The 16,798-nt window shown below is 58.5% G+C and carries 19 protein-coding genes and 1 other RNA gene; 13 read left to right on the top strand and 7 right to left on the bottom strand.

The window, feature by feature from the left end:
* Positions 1 to 2: 2 nt before the first annotated feature.
* The 5 genes from rnpB to gatC all read right to left on the bottom strand — a co-directional run bounded on the left by rnpB (position 3) and on the right by gatC (position 3,717).
* An RNA gene (gene rnpB / locus ACR0M3_RS06375) (RNase P RNA component class A) lies at positions 3 to 400 on the bottom strand.
* 124 nt (positions 401 to 524) lie between these two features.
* Positions 525 to 1,238 (bottom strand): N-acetylmuramoyl-L-alanine amidase, encoded by a 714-nt coding sequence (locus tag ACR0M3_RS06370; protein WP_480910004.1) that lies wholly within the window; start codon positions 1,236 to 1,238, stop codon positions 525 to 527.
* Positions 1,195 to 1,899 (bottom strand): hypothetical protein, encoded by a 705-nt coding sequence (locus ACR0M3_RS06365; protein WP_480910003.1) that lies wholly within the window; start codon positions 1,897 to 1,899, stop codon positions 1,195 to 1,197. The genes ACR0M3_RS06370 and ACR0M3_RS06365 overlap by 44 nt, the downstream gene beginning before the upstream one ends.
* 39 nt (positions 1,900 to 1,938) lie before the next feature.
* The gene (gene gatA / locus ACR0M3_RS06360; RefSeq protein ID WP_480910002.1) at positions 1,939 to 3,426 is read right to left on the bottom strand and encodes an Asp-tRNA(Asn)/Glu-tRNA(Gln) amidotransferase subunit GatA; all 1,488 of its coding nucleotides are present in this window, start codon (positions 3,424 to 3,426) and stop codon (positions 1,939 to 1,941) included.
* 3 nt (positions 3,427 to 3,429) lie between these two features.
* Positions 3,430 to 3,717: an Asp-tRNA(Asn)/Glu-tRNA(Gln) amidotransferase subunit GatC gene (gene gatC, locus ACR0M3_RS06355; protein WP_480482014.1), complete on the bottom strand. Its 288-nt coding sequence runs from the start codon at positions 3,715 to 3,717 to the stop codon at positions 3,430 to 3,432.
* Between the two features lie 228 nt (positions 3,718 to 3,945).
* Between gatC and ACR0M3_RS06350 the strand changes: the two genes are divergently transcribed.
* Together ACR0M3_RS06350 and ACR0M3_RS06345 are read left to right on the top strand one after the other, a co-directional pair.
* Entirely contained in the window at positions 3,946 to 4,104 is a 159-nt protein-coding gene (locus ACR0M3_RS06350; protein ID WP_209504628.1) for a hypothetical protein, read from the top strand.
* A gap of 157 nt (positions 4,105 to 4,261) precedes the next feature.
* Positions 4,262 to 4,825, top strand: coding sequence for a DUF4202 domain-containing protein (locus ACR0M3_RS06345; protein ID WP_480910001.1), 564 nt, complete (start codon positions 4,262 to 4,264; stop codon positions 4,823 to 4,825).
* A 75-nt stretch (positions 4,826 to 4,900) separates the two neighbouring features.
* Here ACR0M3_RS06345 and ACR0M3_RS06340 read toward each other — a convergent pair whose 3' ends face one another.
* Complete coding sequence (locus ACR0M3_RS06340) at positions 4,901 to 5,572, bottom strand: ceramidase domain-containing protein (protein ID WP_480910000.1); 672 nt, start codon at positions 5,570 to 5,572, stop codon at positions 4,901 to 4,903.
* Positions 5,573 to 5,631: 59 nt separating this feature from the next.
* Between ACR0M3_RS06340 and ACR0M3_RS06335 the strand changes: the two genes are divergently transcribed.
* Positions 5,632 to 6,324: a metal-dependent hydrolase gene (locus ACR0M3_RS06335; RefSeq protein ID WP_480909999.1), complete on the top strand. Its 693-nt coding sequence runs from the start codon at positions 5,632 to 5,634 to the stop codon at positions 6,322 to 6,324.
* Between the two features lie 7 nt (positions 6,325 to 6,331).
* Positions 6,332 to 7,303 carry an adenylate/guanylate cyclase domain-containing protein gene (locus tag ACR0M3_RS06330; RefSeq protein ID WP_480899507.1) on the top strand — a complete coding sequence of 324 codons (972 nt, stop codon included), beginning with the start codon at positions 6,332 to 6,334 and terminating at the stop codon, positions 7,301 to 7,303.
* Positions 7,304 to 7,328: 25 nt separating this feature from the next.
* Here ACR0M3_RS06330 and ACR0M3_RS06325 read toward each other — a convergent pair whose 3' ends face one another.
* Positions 7,329 to 7,787 carry a nucleoside deaminase gene (locus ACR0M3_RS06325; RefSeq protein WP_480910108.1) on the bottom strand — a complete coding sequence of 153 codons (459 nt, stop codon included), beginning with the start codon at positions 7,785 to 7,787 and terminating at the stop codon, positions 7,329 to 7,331.
* A gap of 61 nt (positions 7,788 to 7,848) precedes the next feature.
* Between ACR0M3_RS06325 and ACR0M3_RS06320 the strand changes: the two genes are divergently transcribed.
* The 9 genes from ACR0M3_RS06320 (at position 7,849) to ACR0M3_RS06280 (ending at position 16,581) form a co-directional block, all read left to right on the top strand.
* Positions 7,849 to 8,664, top strand: a complete 816-nt coding sequence (locus tag ACR0M3_RS06320; protein ID WP_480909998.1) for a pseudouridine synthase — start codon at positions 7,849 to 7,851, stop codon at positions 8,662 to 8,664.
* 175 nt (positions 8,665 to 8,839) lie between these two features.
* Positions 8,840 to 9,754: a 5-bromo-4-chloroindolyl phosphate hydrolysis family protein gene (locus ACR0M3_RS06315; protein ID WP_480909997.1), complete on the top strand. Its 915-nt coding sequence runs from the start codon at positions 8,840 to 8,842 to the stop codon at positions 9,752 to 9,754.
* A 30-nt stretch (positions 9,755 to 9,784) separates the two neighbouring features.
* A complete protein-coding gene (locus tag ACR0M3_RS06310) occupies positions 9,785 to 10,975 on the top strand; it encodes a toxic anion resistance protein (RefSeq protein ID WP_480582816.1) in 1,191 nt (396 codons plus the stop codon).
* A 49-nt stretch (positions 10,976 to 11,024) separates the two neighbouring features.
* Complete coding sequence (locus ACR0M3_RS06305) at positions 11,025 to 11,945, top strand: DUF2927 domain-containing protein (protein ID WP_480486489.1); 921 nt, start codon at positions 11,025 to 11,027, stop codon at positions 11,943 to 11,945.
* 22 nt (positions 11,946 to 11,967) lie between these two features.
* The gene (locus tag ACR0M3_RS06300; protein WP_480545781.1) at positions 11,968 to 13,113 is read left to right on the top strand and encodes an SPFH domain-containing protein; all 1,146 of its coding nucleotides are present in this window, start codon (positions 11,968 to 11,970) and stop codon (positions 13,111 to 13,113) included.
* A 47-nt stretch (positions 13,114 to 13,160) separates the two neighbouring features.
* Positions 13,161 to 14,264 carry a TFIIB-type zinc finger domain-containing protein gene (locus ACR0M3_RS06295; RefSeq protein WP_480545782.1) on the top strand — a complete coding sequence of 368 codons (1,104 nt, stop codon included), beginning with the start codon at positions 13,161 to 13,163 and terminating at the stop codon, positions 14,262 to 14,264.
* A gap of 65 nt (positions 14,265 to 14,329) precedes the next feature.
* Positions 14,330 to 14,998, top strand: a complete 669-nt coding sequence (locus ACR0M3_RS06290; RefSeq protein ID WP_480482033.1) for a nitroreductase — start codon at positions 14,330 to 14,332, stop codon at positions 14,996 to 14,998.
* A 42-nt stretch (positions 14,999 to 15,040) separates the two neighbouring features.
* A complete protein-coding gene (gene dtd, locus ACR0M3_RS06285; protein ID WP_480475727.1) occupies positions 15,041 to 15,478 on the top strand; it encodes a D-aminoacyl-tRNA deacylase in 438 nt (145 codons plus the stop codon).
* Positions 15,478 to 16,581 (top strand): glycerate kinase type-2 family protein, encoded by a 1,104-nt coding sequence (locus tag ACR0M3_RS06280; protein WP_480909996.1) that lies wholly within the window; start codon positions 15,478 to 15,480, stop codon positions 16,579 to 16,581. Before dtd ends, ACR0M3_RS06280 begins: the two co-directional genes overlap by 1 nt.
* Positions 16,582 to 16,798 lie beyond the last annotated feature (217 nt).

The following is a 16,798-nucleotide window of genomic DNA, read 5'->3' as shown; positions in this document are numbered from 1 at the left end:
ATACGCGCGGAGGGCCTGTAAGCCGGATCTTGTTCCGGGGTTGCCCCCTTCGATGACCATTCCTCTAGGCCGTGCATTGCTGCACGGCTCAAGCTGCCAACCCGGTCCCTCTCGGCCAAGACGCGCTTAGCGGCGGTATCGGCTTGCGCCGACCGGCCCGCGCGGGGACCCTATTTGGCATTGCTCCCGGTGGGGCTTGCCGTGCCGCCACTGTTGCCAGCGGCGCGGTGGGCTCTTACCCCACCGTTTCACCCTTACCCGCGGCCGAGGCTCTGGGCGGTCTGATTTCTGTGGCGCTTTCCGTCGGGTTGCCCCGCCCGGGCGTTACCCGGCACCGTTGTCTTGTGGAGTCCGGACTTTCCTCTCGGGCATACGCCCCAGCGGCCATCCGGCCCTCCGCGCCCGGGCTGGGTAAGCTTTGCGGTCTGCGGCGTCAAGAGCTGACAGGCCCGAGAAGGGGCCAGCCCCTTCTTGGCCTGCGGCCAATTCAACCCCGGGATATTTTTGGCCAGATGAAGAGCGGATCAGGTTGTTGTGTCCGACGGGGTGACCGCATTCATATCCGCCATGTCCAGCGGACCTTTCGCCCAGGGGCGAAATCGCAACCGGACAGCGGCCAGCAGTTTTGCATCGTCCACGGGGGCGGTGAAACCTGCCATCCGAGCAGAGGCGCGAAATGCTTCTGCATCGGGTGACATCGGATCAACTCCTGTGCCGCGCGGTTTGGCCAGCGCCTGCTTTTCGAGCCTGTTCCAGTCAAAGCGCGGCCCAGGGTCGGATTTTCGCCCGGGCGCCATGTCGGAATGCCCGATAACCCCGGACGGAGTAATGGACCAGCGGGTCATGATCAGGGGCAACAACTGTTCCAGCACCGCCATTTGCGGCTGCGAGAACGGATGTTTGCCGGTGTTTTCCAGTTCGATCCCAACCGAGCGCGAGTTGATGTCGTCCTTGCCGTCCCATTCCCCTGCCCCGGCATGCCAGGCGCGATCTTCTTCACGCACCATTTGCCACAGGGTGCCATCACCCCCGATCAGGTAATGAGCCGAAACTTCGGAAGCCGGGTCGCACAGACGATCCAGAGCCGCCTGCGCGCTGTCCATGGCCGTATAGTGGATCACGATCAAGGATGGCAACAGCCCGCCCCGGCGCTTGCCGAAATTCGGAGACGGATGCCAGATCGGCGTTAAGGTGTCAGTTGTTAACGGCACTGCGGAACGGGCTGGGGTCCCAGCCACAGGCATAGCCGTCGCCGTCCGGGTCCAGCCCCTTGCGGTCACGTTGCGGACCGCCGTTGGACAGGAATTCGATCTGAGCCTGATCCGGTGACGGGAATTGCGCGCAGTTCCTCTGTGCCTTGGCTTGCAGGTTGAAACCGGAACGGCTGTAAAGTTGTGTGCCCACCGGATTGGAGGTGCTCAGCGCATATTGTACGATATTCGGTTGGCCGCTCGCCGTGCGCTCAGGCACGGCGGTTGGAGCGACGACTTCGTAGGTCTGGCGGTTTTGCGCAATCCGGGCGGCATCGGATTGGATGCTGCGCCTCTCGGACACGGCTGCGAAGTCCTGCTCGTCAGAGATTGCGCTGCTGTTGGAGCCGGCAGCCGACGACGCGGAGACCGAGGATTGCCCGGACGTGCTGGCCAACGCTGCGGCGGTCTGGTTGGCGATGTCCGCATTCTCACCTGTTGCAAAGGTCGATGATCCCGGTGTGCCCAGTGGTTGCTGGGAAACATCGACCGGAGCCAGCAGCGGATTGACCGCCCCGCCCTGACCCGCCAATTGAGCCTCGCGCTGTGCCTGATATTCAGGCGTGTTGAAACCCGTGCTGGTCAACGGCGCGACATTGGTGCAGGCCGCAGCCAGTGTCAGGGCCGGGACCAAAAGCAAAACACGCATTGATTGGCTCCGTCTTCAGTAATTCACTTGCCCGAAGGCTTACCACCATTTGCCGGGCTTGGCCACAAAACCGGCTGCGTTTTCCAGCGCATAAGCGGTATTGAGCAAGTCACCTTCTTCCCACGGGCGCCCGATCAGCTGCAACCCCAAGGGAAGACCTTGTGCATCCAGCCCTGCGGGGACCGAGATACCGGGCAAGCCAGCGAGGTTCACGGTAACCGTAAAGACGTCGTTCAAATACATTTGAACAGGGTCCGCCTCGGTCATTTCCCCCAGACCGAAAGCCGCCGAAGGGGTTGCCGGTGTCAGAATGGCATCGATGCCCGCAGCAAACACGTCTTCGAAGTCTTTCTTGATCAGGGTCCGGACCCGGCGTGCGCGATTGTAATAGGCGTCATAGAAACCTGCGGACAGCACATATGTGCCGACCATCACGCGGCGCTGCACCTCGGGGCCAAAACCTTCGGCGCGGGTCTTTTCGTACATCTCGGTGATGCCATCGCCTTGCGCGAGTTGTGCACGGCGACCATAGCGAACACCGTCATAGCGGGCGAGGTTCGAAGATGCCTCGGCCGGAGCAATCACGTAATAGGTGGGCAGCGCGTATTTGGTGTGCGGAAGCGAGATATCGACAATCTCGGCCCCTGCGGCTTTCAGCATCGCTGCGCCATCGGCCCAGAGTTTTTCGATCTCGGCGGGCATACCGTCCATACGGTACTCTTTCGGGATACCGATCTTCTTGCCCTTGATGTCACCGGTCAGCATGGCCTCGAAATTCGGGACCGCCAGTTCGGCACTGGTCGAATCCTTGGGGTCATGTCCGCACATGGTTTCCAGCATGATCGCTGCATCACGCACGTTCTTGGTCATTGGTCCCGCCTGATCCAGCGAGGACGCAAAGGCGACGATACCCCACCGAGAGCAACGACCATAGGTTGGTTTGATGCCCGTGATGCCAACGAAGGCCGCAGGCTGGCGGATCGAGCCTCCGGTGTCGGTACCTGTCGCAGCCAGGCACAAATCAGCAGCCACGGCAGATGCAGACCCGCCAGACGAGCCGCCAGGTGTCAGTTGCGCATCATCGTTGCCACGGCGCCACGGGCTGACCGCATTGCCATAGGTCGATGTTTCATTGGACGATCCCATGGCGAATTCGTCCATGTTCAGTTTACCCAGCATCACCGCGCCTGCGTCGGCCAGTTGCTGTGAAACGGTGGATTCGTATTCCGGCTTGAACCCTTCCAGGATTTTCGACGCCGCCTGCGACGGCACACCCTTGGTGCAAAACAGATCCTTGATGCCGATCGGCAGGCCACACATCGACGGTGCGTCGCCACGCTGGATCCGCTCATCCGCGGCCTTGGCGCGCTCCATTGCAAGTTCGGGTGTCTTGTGGACAAAGGCGTTCAGCGCATCTGCCTCGTCAATGGCTTTCAGGCAGGCGTCGGTCAGCTCGACAGAAGTAACGTCACCGGAACGCAGCGCATCGCGCGCCTCGGCCAGACCCAGTTTGTTCAGCTCGCTCATGTCTTACTCCACCACTTTGGGAACTGCGAAGAACCCTTCGCGGGCGTCAGGGGCGTTGGCCAGAACCTTTTCCTGCTGGTTGCCGTCGGTTACCTCGTCCTTACGGCGTTTCAGCCGCATCGGCGTGACCGAGACCATCGGCTCGACACCTTCGACATCCACTTCGTTCAGCTGTTCGATGAACCCGAGGATGGTGTTGAACTCGGATGCCAGCGCCGGCAGCGCGTCATCCTCGACCTTGATCCGGGCCAGTTTGGCCACTTTGGCGGCGGTGCTTTGGTCAATCGACATCGGCTTCCCTCATCTACGTTATGGGGCGTTTACCTGTCTGTTGCGGCAGTCGCAAGACCGCTGCGCCATGGGCCGTACCGAGTTTAAGTTCCGCCGCATGACACCCGCCATTCAAAACTGAATGAGTGGTATGCAAAAAAGTAAACTAATTAGTTCAATATTGACCTTGAAAACTGAACTGTACTGTTCATTTCTAGTTGTGCGACACAACGCAAACCGGAGAAAAACATGAAACCCCTGATGATTGCCGCAGTCTTGTCCGCCACCTTTTTGGCCGCACCGGCCATGGCCCTGGGTATCGACACAAGCAACCTGACACGCACTTTGACCTTCCCCTCGCCCGTGACGGAACCGGTCACTCAGGACAAGGTTAAACCTGCAAAGTGATGCGCAGGTTCCGGCTGGGTCGGATTTCCCCTCTCCGACCCGGCCAAAACGCATATTCGAGGGTGCACAGCCCAAAGCGAGTCGTTAGCATTGCTGCAAATACCAAAAGGGAACTGCATAAGGCACTTGCGGTTCTGACAAGCAAGTGGAGCAGCTGATGAACACGCAAAAAAAAGCGGTCCTGGATGCCATCGATGCGGCGAATGCAAATGACCCCAACCGCGATGATGGCCGCCCCGAAGCGCAGCTTTACGGCGAGCGCATGAGCGCAGAGCTTGACCGCCTGTTTCCAGGCGCGTCCGACGCTTTGCAGATTGCGGCGCGTGGTCAACATGTGGAGCGGTGGAAGCTTGCCCGCAATGAATTCCCGGAAGGTCGGGCGGGTTATCTGGCCTGGCGCAAGGCGCAAGGTGTGCATCACGCGGACGTGGTGATGAGTTTGATGACCCAAGAAGGCTATGACGCTGAGCAGGCCGAAGCCGCGGGTCGCATGTTGCGCAAGCAAGGCATCAAACGCGATGCAGAGGTGCAGGCGCTGGAAGATGTGATCTGCTTTGTGTTTCTGAAATGGTATTTCCAGCCCTTTGCGGCGAAACACTCAGCCGAGAAAATCCAGAGCATTGTTGAAAAGACTGCCCGCAAGATGTCGCCCGAGGGCCGCGCACGGGTTTTAAGCGAATTCGACCTGCCGGATCATCTGGCCGCAGCCTTTCAAGACTGAGAAAAGGCCAACGCCGTTTCATCGACCGAATAATAAGTCTGAAGGATGGTCACGACAGGCCTCCGCGCCATTTGCTCATGATCCACGAGTTTGGGTGACGCGGCCCCTGATGAGGGCCGCTCGATACACTTCGATCATCCAGCCCAGCATAATGGCATTCAGGAGATGCCACATGAAATGTGTCCCCACCGGCCATTGGCCGCAGAAACGCATATCGAGGGCACGGAAGGTAATCGACAAGATCAGGATCAACGCCCCGATTGTCAGTCCTTTGGCCAGAATCGGATCACGGCCACGCAAAAGAACAGCATAGATCAGGATCAGAAAAGGGACCGGCGCATAAACCGCCGACCCTCCAAGCCCCGGAACCTGTTGGAACAGTGGGACAGCAGCCGTCGCATAGGGAAGAAAAAGAAGCATTCCCCCGAGCGCCACCCCCAAAGGCATCCTCCAGATGTCTTTATTCACCGCAAAAACATAGACCAATATGAACAACAGTATGGGCGCGACATCCGCCAAAGCCGCCCATACCTGCGCATGCGTGTGGAACAGGTAACTGCCAAACCCGATGATCGCCAGAAGCGCCACCAAAACCTTGGCCAGCGGCATGTTCTGATTGCGCACCCGCCGCCACATGACCCATGCGCAAATCAGAAAAGCAGCGTTTGTGACCGCGTTAACGGGCTCGGCCCAGTAGGCTGGAGACAGCCGCTCGCAGTACCCGTCTATTTCACGAAACCAATCCATGGAAATTTACTTATCCGATGTTAGGCTGCCGCCAACAGAATGATTGGGAGGAAATAATTATGAACATTATCTGGTTGGGCCATGGAAGTTTCCGTATCGAAACCCAGGGACAGGTGCTGCTAATCGACCCCTGGCTGACCGGCAACCCGGTCTTGCCCGAGGAACAGCATGACGCCGCCGTTGATGGCGCCACCCACATCCTTCTGACCCATACGCATTTTGACCATGTCGTCGACGTTCTGCCTTTGGCCAAACACCTGAAGATTCCGGTTGTGGGACAATATGACCTGATGGGGTACTGGGCCGAAGCCGAAAGCATCGAGACCATTGGTTTCAACAAGGGCGGCACGGTCAACCTGAACGGGGTCAAGGTAACAATGGTCCCGGCCTCTCACAGCTCGACCTTTTCGACACCGGACGGCCTGCGCACAGGCGGCAGCGAGGTCGGCTTTATGATCAGTGCCGAGGGGCGCATGCTTTATGTTTCAGGTGATACCGACATCATGGCCGACATGGACTGGTTGGGGGATTACTACAAACCCGATATTGGCATCCTGTCAGCGGGCGGGCATTTCACCATGGATATGAAAGCTGCCGCCTACGCCGCCAAAAGATACTTCAACTTCAAGACGGTAATTCCCTGCCACTACAAGACCTTCCCGATTCTTGAGCAATCCGCTCAGGCGCTGGCAGGTGCTTTGCCGGGTGTAGACGTCATCGAATCGCAGGTTATGCAGGCGATAAAGCTGTAGGGATGATATGACCAGCGACATTGTCCCTTCACCGGAACTGATCGCAGTTGTACGGCGATGGAATCAGGCCGTTCATGACAAGGATCGGGCTGTGCTGGTCAATATGCTGTCATCCTCGGAACACCTGCGGTATCAGGGCTCGGCGGATGAAGAGGCATGGTCCGGGCAGGTGTTTCGGCGTGGCTTCGCCGATCACACCAACGAAATCCCGGACTATGACTGGCAGGAACATTCGCTGGAAGCGTTTGAATGTGGGGATGTAGGCTGGGCATTTTGCGAAGCGACGCTGACCTTTCATTCGAACGGCAATTCAGCCTGGCACCGCTTTACATTTGTTCTGCATCTGGAAGACGGCGTCTGGAAAATGGTGCAGCTGCATGTGTCTAACCCGACCTCGAACATGGAAAAGATCGGCATCGAGCATTCGGTGTTGAATGCACTGATCGAAGCCGCAAAACAGGAGTTCACACAGGATCAGACCGAGGGAACCGCTTCGGTCATGTTCACTGACATTGTCGGGTCGTCAGATATCACCCGGCACTTGGGTGACAAAAAATGGGCCCAGCTTATTTCCGGTCATTTTGATCTGGCTGAACACCTTATCCAAGCCCATCAGGGACGGCTGGTCAAATCCCTTGGGGATGGCACGATGTCGATCTTCCCGACGGTCCAGGATGCGATTCAGGCAGCAATCGAGCTGCAAAGAAAGAACGCATTGGCAAATTCCGAAACACCTCTGGGTCTGCGGATTGGAATTCATACCGGCGACGTCATACAGAAAGATGAGGATTTCTTCGGGTCCGTCGTCAATAAGGCCGCGCGCGTGACAGACGTAAGTGGCCCGAATGAAATTCATGTCACCGACGTGACCAGATTGCTGGTCAGCCCGGAGGGCGGTCTGAGATTTAGCTCGCCAAAATCGGTCGCACTGAAAGGGTTCGGCGGGCAGCAGACAGTGTATCGCCTGGACTGGAATTGACAGTGGCCGTCCTGTCAGATCCCGGTCATTTTTCTATTCGTTTTTCCGCGAAAAAATCCAGCAGCAGGGTTTCACATTCTTTGGCGGCTATGCCGTCATAGACCTCGGGCTTGTGATGCGCTTGCGAGTGGGAAAAAACCCGCGCGCCATGGGCCACACCGCCGGATTTGGGATCGGACGTCCCATAGTAAACGCGCCGGATGCGCGCGGCCGCCAGTGCCGCTGCACACATGGCGCAGGGTTCCAGTGTCACATAGATATCATATCCGGGCAGTCTTTCAGATCCGGCATTGGCACAGGCCGCGCGCAAAGCCAGGATTTCTGCATGCGCAGTAGGATCGTTCAACTCACGCGTCCGGTTTCCTGCCTGCGCCACAACAGAGCCATCCGGCCCGACAATGACCGCGCCAACGGGCACTTCGCCGCGATCCGCTGCTGCGCGCGCCTCACGCAGCGCCTGTTCCATATGCGATTTGAACACCATGCCCCTGACTGCATCAGAAACCTGCCTTTCGCAAGCGCGCGGGATAGGGTATGGCCCAGACATGAACAAGACCCCTCCTCCCGGCGACCGGATCGCCAAAGTCCTGGCCCGCGCTGGCGTCGCGTCGCGGCGCGAGGCCGAGCGCATGATCGAAGCTGGCCGCGTGGCCGTGAATGGCAAGACCATCGACAGCCCCGCCCTGAACGTGACGGCGAAAGACAAGATCGTGGTCGACGGCAAACCGGTCTCGGAACCGGAACCCTCGCGCTTGTGGCTGTATCACAAGCCCGCTGGGCTGGTTACGACAACCCGCGACGAAAAAGGGCGCGATACGATTTTCGACAAGCTGCCCGAAGACATGCCTCGGGTGATAAGCGTTGGCCGGCTTGACCTGAATTCCGAAGGTCTGCTGCTGCTGACTAATGACGGTGCTATCAAGCGCAAGCTTGAACTGCCCGCGACCGGCTGGTTGCGCAAATACCGTGTGCGGGTAAACGGACGCCCGAAAGACGAAGATTTCGAACCGCTGCGCAAAGGTCTGGTGATTGAGGGAGAGCGGTTCCAGCCGATGACCGTCACGCTGGATCGCCAGCAGGGGGCCAATGCCTGGCTGACCATCGGTCTGCGCGAAGGAAAGAACCGAGAAATCCGTCGGGCCATGGAAGATATCGGTTTTAATGTGAACCGTTTGTTGCGGGTTTCTTACGGCCCGTTCCAATTGGGCAATCTGAAGCCGGGAGAAGTCGAAGAAATCCGCCGCCGCGTTATGCGCGATCAACTTGGGCTGGATTCGGATGCCAAAACCGAAGCGGCCCCCAAACGTCCGACGCGACCACAAAGAAAACGCCCGCCCATCGGCAAGAATCCCCGCAAGTGATGCAGGTTCGGCAACCTTCCCCCTAGCGCCAAGCCTGCGTATCCCCTAAATTTTCTGTGATTGCTGCTATTTGGGGAGCGTGATGTCCGGAAGCGGAGTGCAAAAATTCGCCTACGCCGTATTGCTGGTGCTTTTGTTTGGCGTGTGCACAGGCGTGCTTGGGGGCTTGTAACGCATGGCAAAGCGATTTGGCGGCAAATACAGCCCTCAGGATGATACGTCCGGCGACACTCTTCAGCCCCGTGGGCAATTCGATGGCGCGCGGGTCGAACCTGCGGGCGCGCGTGCCAATGTCCTGTTCATACCGGCCATCCCATTGGTGTTTCTGTCGCTGAACGACGGCGCGATAGGCATGACCATTGGTCTGATCGCAGCTGGCCTGCTGACGGCAGCTGCGTTTTTACTGCGGGAAGGTCTGCGGGCCGAAGCCGCGTTTAACGCCCGTAAGGCTGCCCGCCGGCCTGCGTTTCCCCGTAAAATCTTTGCCAGCCTTCTGACAGGTCTGGGCGCCGCTCTTGCGTCCTACCGGACCGAGTTTCTGAATGCGGAAACGGCGTCGCAAGTCAGCCTGCTTGCCCCTGTCTTGTTCGGCGCTGCAGCAACCGTGCTGCACTCGGCCTCCTTCGGGTTTGATCCGATGAAGGACAAGGGCATGGAAGGAATTGACACCTTTCAGCAAGATCGCGTTGCCCGGGTCGTTGAGGATGCGGAAAACCGTCTTTCCGAGATGACGGACGCCATCAAACGCGCGGGTGATCGCCGGATCGAAGCCCGTTTGGAACGGTTTCAGGACACCGCACGTGACCTTTTTCGAACGGTCGAGGAAGACCCCCGCGATCTGGCTGGCGCGCGAAAATACATGACGGTTTATCTACAGGGCGCGCGTGATGCGACTGTCAAGTTCGCCGATGTCTATGCCCGGACCCGCGATGCGCAGGCGATGACAGACTACGTCGCGCTACTGGATGATCTGGAACAGAATTTCGCCGCGCGTACGCGGAAAATGCTATTGGATGACCGCAGTGATCTGACGGTCGAAATCGACGTGCTGCGCGAAAGATTGCAGCGCGAAGGCGTCCGGTTGGACTGACCGGCCATTATTTGAGCGAGGAACATCCCCATGTCCGATGAGATCAAGAACAAGGCGGCTCAGGCCGAAACACTGGTGCAGGAAGTCACCGCAGTTGCCCTGCCCGAACCAAAGGCCGAGGTTATCTCGCTTGAAGAAGCCGATGAACCCGTGAGTGCCGAGATCCGCAAGCGCATGGACGAGATTGACATGGGCAACACCAACTCGATTGTTGCTTTCGGGTCTTCCGCTCAGGCCGAATTGCAGGAAATCAGTCAGGCCATGCTTGCGGATGTGCGCAACAAGGATGTTGGCCCGGCAGGAGACAGCCTGCGCAATATCGTGACCACGATCCGCGGATTTTCGGTCAGTGAGCTGGACGTGCGCCGCGAGCGCAGCTGGTGGGAAAGGCTGCTGGGCAGAGCCGCACCATTTGCGAAATTTACCGCTCAGTTTGAAGAAGTTCAGGAGCAGATCGACCGCATAACCGACGATCTTCTGGGACATGAACATACACTGCTCAAGGACATCAAATCGCTGGACCTGCTGTACGAGAAAACTCTGGGTTTTTACGATGAACTGGCGCTGTATATCGCGGCGGGTGAAGAAAAGCTGACCGAGTTGGACAGCCATGACATCCCCGAAAGGGAAGCCGCCGTTCAGGCCGCGCCAGAAGAAGAACAGGTGATGAAAGCGCAGGAACTGCGTGACATGCGCGCCGCGCGTGACGATCTGGAGCGCCGCGTGCACGATCTGAAACTGACGCGTCAGGTCACGATGCAGTCGCTGCCGTCGATCCGGCTGGTGCAGGAGAACGACAAGTCGCTGGTCACAAAGATCAACTCGACGCTGGTGAACACCGTGCCGCTGTGGGAAACGCAACTGGCACAGGCCGTCACCATTCAGCGCAGCGCCGAAGCTGCCGCCGCGGTGCGCGACGCCAACGATTTGACCAACGAGCTTTTGACTTCGAATGCTGCCAATCTGCGCCAGTCGAACAAGATGATCCGCGAGGAAATGGAACGCGGCGTGTTCGATATCGAAGCTGTCAAAAAGGCCAACGCAGACCTGATCGGCACCATCAACGAAAGCCTGGCCATTGCGGATGAAGGAAAAGCCAAACGTGCTGCCGCTGAGGCCGAGTTGCAGAAGATGGAGGCGGAACTGCGCGACACTCTGGCATCCGCCAAGGCGCGACGAGACGGGACCGGCGACAACGCCGGAACCGCTGTCCCCGGCTGAGGCTGAACTGGGCGTGCGGGATATTACATATCTGAAAAAGGCGCTGGGGATGGCGGCGTTTTTGGCTTTGGCCAATTGCGATGAAACACTGACATCCTCGATTGCGCCGCAAGCGCGCCCGGCGCCTGTTTCTGTTGCGGCGAATGCCTATGTACCGCCCTCTGCCGCAAGTCAGGATCTGGCGCGGTTTTACCAGCGTGTCGAACGCGACCTCTTGGTGCGGGGGTTATTGCGGACAGACGGGGGCGGGCCCGATACGCCCTATGACGCCCAGGATCTGGCGCGAAATTTCGAAGCGATTGCGTTCTACAGCGAATATCCGACCCAAAACGTTTCCATCGGGTCGCGCCAGACAGACGGGCAGCTCAGCCGTTGGTCGGGGCCGGTGCGCATCCAGACTGAGTTTGGGCCTTCCGTGCTGCCTGCTGTACGGGAACAGGATGCGGAACGGGTTCAGTCCTTTGCCTCGCGCCTGGCGAGGCTGACGGATCATCCGATTTCCGTGGTCTCCCGAAACGCAAATTTCCACGTCTTCTTCGCGGGCAAGGACGACAGCACCTATGTGGTGTCACGACTGAAACAGCTGATCCCGAATATCAGTCAGGCTTCGCTTGATCTGGTCGCAAATCCGAGATCGAATTTCGATTGTTTTGTTTTTGCCTCGGCGACAACGGCGTCTCCGTATAAATATGTACGCGCCGTTGCGTTGATCCGGGCCGAGTTGACTGATCTGGTCCGTCGCAGTTGTATCCACGAAGAAATCGCACAGGGGCTGGGATTGTCTAACGATAGCCCGGCAGCGCGCCCATCGATCTTCAATGATGATGACGAGTTTGCCCTGCTGACGAGCCATGACGAAAAACTGCTGACAATGCTTTATGATAAGCGGCTTGAGCCCGGCGTGACAGTCGATCAGGCCCGCCCCATCGTGCATGTCATTGCCCAGGAATTGATGGGGCAGCCGCTCTGACCCCAAGGACAGGAGAACCCAAATGGGAATATTCGATTTTCTGACCGGAGAATTCATTGACGTCATCCATTGGGTTGACGACACTCGCGACACCATGGTCTGGCGGTTCGAGCGTGAAGGCCATGAAATCAAATACGGTGCCAAGCTGACTGTGCGCGAAGGTCAGGCGGCCGTATTTGTGCATGAAGGGCAGTTGGCGGATGTGTTCACGCCAGGTCTCTATATGCTAGAGACCAACAACATGCCGATCCTGACCACATTACAGCACTGGGATCATGGCTTTCAGTCGCCGTTCAAGTCCGAGATCTACTTCGTCAATACGACCCGGTTCAACGACCTGAAATGGGGGACCAAGAACCCGATCATGCTGCGCGACCCCGAGTTCGGGCCGACCCGCATACGCGCCTATGGTACCTATACCGTTCGGGTCAAAGACCCGGCCAGGTTCCTTGTGGAAATCGTCGGAACCGACGGCGAATTCACCATGAGCGAGATCAGCTTTCAGGTCCGCAACATCATCGTGCAGGAGTTCAGCCGCGTTATTTCGGGGTCAGGTATTCCTGTATTGGACATGGCGGCGAACACGGCTGATCTGGGCAAATTGATCGCGACTGAAGTTTCCCCGGTGTTGGAAGGCTATGGGCTGGAGATGCCGGAATTCTACATCGAGAATATTTCGCTTCCTCCGGCGGTCGAGGCCGCATTGGACAAGCGGACCTCGATGGGATTGGCCGGAGATCTGGGCAAATTCACACAGTATTCCGCAGCAGAGGCAATGACGGCTGCGGCCAGCAACCCCAGCCAAGGCGGTGGCATGGGCGCAGGTCTTGGCATGGGAATGGGCATGGCGATGGCACAGCAGATGTCAAACATGGCAGCGGGCCAGCCGAGCGGCCCGTGGGGATCGCCCGCCCCCGCTGCCCCACGTCCGGCAGCTCATACGGCCCCGCCGCCGCCGCCGGTCGAGCATGTTTGGCATATCGCCGTGGATGGGCAGACCAGCGGCCCATACTCCAAAGCCAGGATGGGCCGAATGGCCAGCGAGGGCGATCTGACGCGCGACACTTATGTCTGGACCGCGGGCCAGGACGGCTGGAAAAAGGCCGGTGACGTGCAGGAACTGGCGCAACTGTTCACCATTCTGCCGCCACCGCCGCCGGGGGCCTGACCGAAACGCGATACTCCTCCATCTGACCTGACACTATTGGGTAACGTATGACACACGCCCCTGACTTTGCAGAGCACCGCTTTCCCTGCCAGCAATGCGGTGCGGATTATCGGTTCAGCCCTAGCAATGGTACGCTGACATGTGATCATTGTGGTCATTCGGAACCAATCGGATCGGGCCCCTGGCAAGGTGCCAGCCTGCGCGAACTGGATTTTGACGCGGCCATTGCGGACCGTCTGCCTGACAGCGAGCTGGAACAGACCCGCGTTCTGTCCTGTCCGAACTGCGCAGCCCAGGTTGAATTCGACCCCAACACGCACGCTGCGGAATGCCCGTTCTGTGCCACGCCGGTGGTAACCGACACCGGCGTGAACCGGCATATCAAGCCGAAGGGCGTTCTGCCTTTTGCTTTCGACGAGCGCGAGGCGCATAAGGCGATGAGCGATTGGCTGGGGCGGTTATGGTTCGCGCCCAACGGGCTGAAGGACTATGCCCGCAAGGGCCGCAAGATGCAGGGCATTTATGTGCCGTACTGGACCTTTGATGCCGACACCAAATCCGCCTACCGTGGTGAGCGCGGCGTGATCTATTATGAAACCCACACTGTGATGCGGGACGGTAAACGGGTTCAGCAACAAGTACCAAAGGTGCGCTGGTCGCCCAAATCGGGTCGTGTTGCGCGTTTTTTTGACGATGTCCTGGTGCTGGCTTCGCAGTCGTTGCCCAAGGCTTACACTGACGCGTTGCAGCCTTGGGATCTGCCGGCACTTGAACCTTACCAGCCAGAATACCTCGCCGGATTTCGCGCCGAGGCATATACAGTTGAACTAAATGAGGGCTATACCGAGGCCCGCGCGCATATGGCGCGCGTGATCGAACGGGATGTTCGCTTCGATATTGGGGGTGACAAGCAGCGTATCCACGCGGTGGACACCGAGGTGCGCGATGTCACCTTCAAACATATTCTGCTGCCGATCTGGATGGCGGCTTACAAATATCGCGGGCAGACCTATCGATTTGTGGTGAACGGTCGAACCGGGCGGGTTCAGGGGGAACGTCCCTGGTCAGCCATCAAGATCACGATTGCCGTTGTTCTGGGCCTGCTTGTTGCCGGGGTTGTCGGGTATCTGGCAGCCAACGGGCAGCAATAGCAACTGCTTGTACATCTCGCGCGGCATGATCATCCTGAGGGTCGGAACATAACAACGAGGCGCTAGTGTCATTCGCAGAACTGAATAACCTTCTGGAGAAACGCCAATCCTGCCGGGCCTTCCTGCCCGACCCTGTACCAAAGGAGCAGATCGAACAAATCGTGGCCAGCGCGGCCCGGGTCCCAAGCTGGTGTAACGCGCAGCCGTGGCAATTGGTGATCACAAGCGGCGCAGAGACCGACAGGTTCCGCGCGGCGATGCAAAACGAAGCTGAAACAGGCGCACCGGCCCCCGATCTTCCGTTTCCCGCGTCATATTCAGGCGTCTATCAAGACCGCCGCCGCGCGTGCGGTTGGGCGCTCTATGAAGCAGTCGGTGTGGAACGCGGGGACCGGGCAGGATCGGCCCAACAAATGATGCGCAATTTCGCTCTGTTCGATGCACCGCATTGCGCCATCGTCTCAAGCCCGGCGGAACTTGGGCCATATGGCGCAATGGATTGCGGAGGGTTTGTTACGGCTTTTTCGTTGGCAGCGCAGGCGTTGGGAGTGGCAACCATTCCTCAGGCCGCATTAGCCGCGTATGGCCCGTTCCTGCACAGATATTTTCAGATCCCGAAAGACCGTCTGATCCTGTGCGCGATTTCCTTTGGGTATTCAGACAGAAAGCATCCCGCAAATAACTTTCGCACAGATCGTGCCGCGCTGGGTGACTTTGTCGACTGGCGCGGCTAAACCATCGCTCAGGCAAGATAATCGCCAAGGGGGGGGAACCGCGTGCGCGCATTGCTGCAAAGAGTTTCGCAAGCCAAAGTATCGGTCGATGGCAATGTCATTGGCGCATCCGGTCCGGGGCTTTTGATTCTTGTCTGCGCCATGCAGGGGGACGATGAAGCCCAGGCTGAAAAACTGGCCCGGAAAACCGCCAGACTCAGGATTTTCAAGGACGATGCGGGCAAGATGAACCGCTCGCTTCTGGATGTAAAAGGGTCAGCCTTGGTGATCAGCCAGTTTACATTGGCGGCAGATACAACAAGCGGTAACAGGCCGGGGTTTTCAACTGCAGCACCGCCCGAACTTGGCGAGCATCTGTATAATACCTTCGCAAACTACCTTGCTGCGCAAGGTGTAGCGGTGGAAACTGGACAATTCGGGGCCGATATGGCCGTTGAACTTGTCAACGACGGACCGGTCACAATCTGGGTGGAGACTTGATGGATACTGAAAAGCAAGCCGTTCAACTTTGGCGCGCCGGGGTTGAGGCCGTTGACGGATACACCGCCACCGAGGCCGCCCTGCACGACATCCCGAAACCGGACCGTATTCTGGCCGTAGGCAAGCCCGCCGCCGCCATGGCACGGGCGGCGTTGGCGCGGTTCGGCACGATTCCCACGCTTGTTGTGACCAAGGACGATCACGGCCGTGACTTGCCGGACACTGTCGAGGTGATCGAAGCCTCGCACCCGGTTCCGGACAACCGCAGCCTTGCGGGCGGGCGTGCTCTGCGTAAGGCGCTGGAACAGATGGACCCCGGATCACATGTGCTGCTTCTGGTGTCAGGTGGCGCATCCTCGTTGGCCGAAGACCTTTTGCCCGGAAAATCACTGAGCGATCTCGAAGCATTGAACCGCAAGTTGCTTTCAGAGGGGATGGATATCGGTGCGATGAACGCCGAGCGGCGCAAGCTGTCCCGCATAAAAGGCGGGGGGTTGCTGTCGCACTTTGCGGGCGCGCGCGCGACTGTTCTGGCCATCTCGGACGTACCGGGCGACGACCTCAATGTCATTGGATCGGGTATCGGCGCTTTGCCTTCCAGCCACACATTTGAGGCCACCACGCGGATCGTGGCCTCGAACGCCCATGCCCGCAATGTGGTTGTACAAGCCGCCGAAGCGGCTGGGCTAAAGGTTTGGGCCAATGAAGAGGCGCTGCATGATGACTATCTGAAGGTTGCCGCACATCTTGGCCAACTGCTACGCGGCATGGAGAAGGGCGTGATGGTCTTCGGTGGGGAACCGACTGTGGTCTTGCCGGATCACCCTGGGCGCGGTGGACGAAACCAGGCACTGGCACTTGCACTGGCGCGGGAAATCTCCGGGCAATCAAACCTGACAGTTGTTGTCGGCGGCACGGACGGCACAGACGGACCGACCAATGCGGCAGGGGGAATCATTACCGGTGCAACATGGAACGAAAGCGGTATAGCCGCCCTGAAAAATGCTGACAGCGGATCGTTTCTTGAAAAAGCCCAAGCCTTGCTGACAACCGGGCCAACCGGCACCAATGTCATGGACTTGGTTGTCGCAATACGTGGATGATTTGGCGTATTTCATGCCGCCCCGGACCGTAAAGGCTCGGAAACTGGTCTGAAACACGATTGTATCATAGTATTCTTGTGGAAAGGGCCTCGCACCGAACAAGGTTACTTGCGCTTCGGCCTTCGGCATTGAGGAGAAATACCCTTGCCCGGCTCGCTGAAATAAGCCAACGTTGACTCATGCGTCAACAAAAACCCGAAAAGGGTTAAAACCACTC

It is taken from the genome of Ruegeria sp. O5 (genome assembly GCF_056535105.1).
The sequence above is the reverse complement of the archived record's forward strand: the minus strand, read 5'-3'. Positions and strand labels throughout refer to the sequence as shown.

What these genes read in the sequence shown, in the direction of transcription:
- ACR0M3_RS06365 (WP_480910003.1), bottom strand. Translation starts at nt 1,899, where the DNA reads ATGCGTGTTTTGCTTTTGGTCCCGGCCCTGACACTGGCTGCGGCCTGC.
- gatA (WP_480910002.1), bottom strand. Translation starts at nt 3,426, where the DNA reads ATGAGCGAGCTGAACAAACTGGGTCTGGCCGAGGCGCGCGATGCGCTG.
- gatC (WP_480482014.1), bottom strand. Translation starts at nt 3,717, where the DNA reads ATGTCGATTGACCAAAGCACCGCCGCCAAAGTGGCCAAACTGGCCCGG.
- ACR0M3_RS06350 (WP_209504628.1), top strand. Translation starts at nt 3,946, where the DNA reads ATGAAACCCCTGATGATTGCCGCAGTCTTGTCCGCCACCTTTTTGGCC.
- ACR0M3_RS06345 (WP_480910001.1), top strand. Translation starts at nt 4,262, where the DNA reads ATGAACACGCAAAAAAAAGCGGTCCTGGATGCCATCGATGCGGCGAAT.
- ACR0M3_RS06340 (WP_480910000.1), bottom strand. Translation starts at nt 5,572, where the DNA reads ATGGATTGGTTTCGTGAAATAGACGGGTACTGCGAGCGGCTGTCTCCA.
- ACR0M3_RS06335 (WP_480909999.1), top strand. Translation starts at nt 5,632, where the DNA reads ATGAACATTATCTGGTTGGGCCATGGAAGTTTCCGTATCGAAACCCAG.
- ACR0M3_RS06330 (WP_480899507.1), top strand. Translation starts at nt 6,332, where the DNA reads ATGACCAGCGACATTGTCCCTTCACCGGAACTGATCGCAGTTGTACGG.
- ACR0M3_RS06325 (WP_480910108.1), bottom strand. Translation starts at nt 7,787, where the DNA reads ATGGTGTTCAAATCGCATATGGAACAGGCGCTGCGTGAGGCGCGCGCA.
- ACR0M3_RS06320 (WP_480909998.1), top strand. Translation starts at nt 7,849, where the DNA reads ATGAACAAGACCCCTCCTCCCGGCGACCGGATCGCCAAAGTCCTGGCC.
- ACR0M3_RS06315 (WP_480909997.1), top strand. Translation starts at nt 8,840, where the DNA reads ATGGCAAAGCGATTTGGCGGCAAATACAGCCCTCAGGATGATACGTCC.
- ACR0M3_RS06310 (WP_480582816.1), top strand. Translation starts at nt 9,785, where the DNA reads ATGTCCGATGAGATCAAGAACAAGGCGGCTCAGGCCGAAACACTGGTG.
- ACR0M3_RS06305 (WP_480486489.1), top strand. Translation starts at nt 11,025, where the DNA reads ATGGCGGCGTTTTTGGCTTTGGCCAATTGCGATGAAACACTGACATCC.
- ACR0M3_RS06300 (WP_480545781.1), top strand. Translation starts at nt 11,968, where the DNA reads ATGGGAATATTCGATTTTCTGACCGGAGAATTCATTGACGTCATCCAT.
- ACR0M3_RS06295 (WP_480545782.1), top strand. Translation starts at nt 13,161, where the DNA reads ATGACACACGCCCCTGACTTTGCAGAGCACCGCTTTCCCTGCCAGCAA.
- ACR0M3_RS06280 (WP_480909996.1), top strand. Translation starts at nt 15,478, where the DNA reads ATGGATACTGAAAAGCAAGCCGTTCAACTTTGGCGCGCCGGGGTTGAG.